Origin of the sequence: Gemella bergeri ATCC 700627 (assembly GCF_000469465.1) — a bacterium.
Classification (GTDB): domain Bacteria; phylum Bacillota; class Bacilli; order Staphylococcales; family Gemellaceae; genus Gemella; species Gemella bergeri.
Genome location: NZ_KI271817.1, coordinates 3340 through 4930, shown reverse-complemented (window position 1 = coordinate 4930; position 1591 = coordinate 3340). Strand labels below are relative to the sequence as shown.

Annotated in this window: 2 protein-coding genes; both read right to left on the bottom strand. The window is 34.3% G+C overall.

Going from position 1 to position 1591, the window contains the following annotated elements:
• A partial coding sequence (locus tag HMPREF1983_RS08055) for a SpaA isopeptide-forming pilin-related protein (RefSeq protein WP_425402392.1) occupies positions 1-248 on the bottom strand: 248 nt, incomplete at its 3' end.
• Between the two features lie 2 nt (positions 249-250).
• The coding region (locus HMPREF1983_RS02360; protein WP_021752687.1) for a SpaA isopeptide-forming pilin-related protein at positions 251-1591 on the bottom strand (1341 nt) is incomplete at its 5' end.

Genomic DNA, 1591 nt, shown 5'->3' with positions numbered 1-1591 from the left:
ATTTTTGCTCCGGCGATTTCTTTTCCACCTAAGTTCACTTTGCTGAATTGTACTTCTTTCGGTTGTTCCGGTTGCGGTTTATCTTTATCGGTTACTGTTAGTTTATTACCTTCTGCTTTTACAGTGTTTCCATTTACATTTGTTACTTTAACTTTTCCGTCTTTATCTACTGTAAATGTTATATCTGTTACCGCTAAGTATTTGTCCGGTGCTGTTTCTTCGTGGAATGTATATGTTCCTGCTGTCAGTTTTAATTTATGTGTTTTGTTTTCAACTGATGTCCATTTTCTACTACTTTTCCATCTTTTAGAATTTGAATTTTTGCTCCGGCGATTTCTTTTCCACCTAAGTTCACTTTACTGAATTGCACTTCTTTTGGTTGTGGTGTTGGTGGTACAACCGGTTCTTTTTGGTCTGTTACTGTTAGTTTATTACCTTCCGCTTTTACAGTATTACCATTTACATTTGTTACTTTGACTTTTCCGTCTTTATCTATTGTAAATGTTATATTCGTTACTTTTTTATATCCGTTTGGTGCTGCTGCTTCGTGGAACGTGTATTCTCCCGGCTCTAAGTTTTCTTTGCGAGTTTTTCCGGCTTCTGAAATCCAAGATTTAATCACTTTATTCCCTTGTTTGATTTCAATTTGTGCCCCAGCTATTTCTTCTCCACCTACATTTATTTTACTGAATTGTACTTCTTTTTGTTCAGGTGTTGGTGGTTGTGGCGGATCCACAGGTTTTAAATTATCTGTTACGATTAGTTTATTGCCCTTAGCTTCTACCTTATTTTTGTTTGCATTTGTTACTTTTACATTTCCGTCTTTATCCACTGTAAATGTTATAACCGTTACCGCTAAGTATCCTTTCGGTGCCGTTACTTCGTGGAATGTATATGTTCCAGGATTTAGTTTAACAGTTTTGCTCTTTCCTTTTTCTGATGTCCATTCTTTTACTATTTTTCCTTGAGCATCTTTAATTTGAATTTCTGCTCCTGCTATTTCTTCTCCACCTACGTTTATTTTACTGAATTGTACTTCTTTTTGTTCAGGTGTTTTCGGTTTTACTACAAATGTTTGTGATTTATCTTTAGGATCTTTGTGTTCTACTTCTTGTTTTTTATCCGGTTTATTATCGTTATCTGTATCTACCAGATTTTCTAGTGAAGTTGCTGTTTCATATACTACATATGATTTTCCGGCTTCTAAACCTTTTACTGTTCCGAAGTCTAAATTCCAATTACCTTCATCTTTATCTGCTTTTTTAGTTTCTGTTTTAGTAGCTTTTGCTTCTCCTACTATTTTTCCGTCTTTTACTTCATAAAGTTGTCCGGTTACAGTGTAGTCTTTACCTTCAACTAAGCCTTTGTATTTTATTGTATCTACTACTTTTACTCCGTCTTTGTTTTCTGTTACTTCTACTGATTTTTCTGTAGTTGAGCTTTGTCCGTCTGCTTCTACTGTTGTTTTTAGTTCACCTTTTGGATTTACGTATTTATCTTGGTCAGTTACGGTTAACTTATTATTTTCCGCTTTTACAGTATTACCGTCTTCTTTTGTTACTTTTACATTTCCGTCTTTATCTACTGTAAA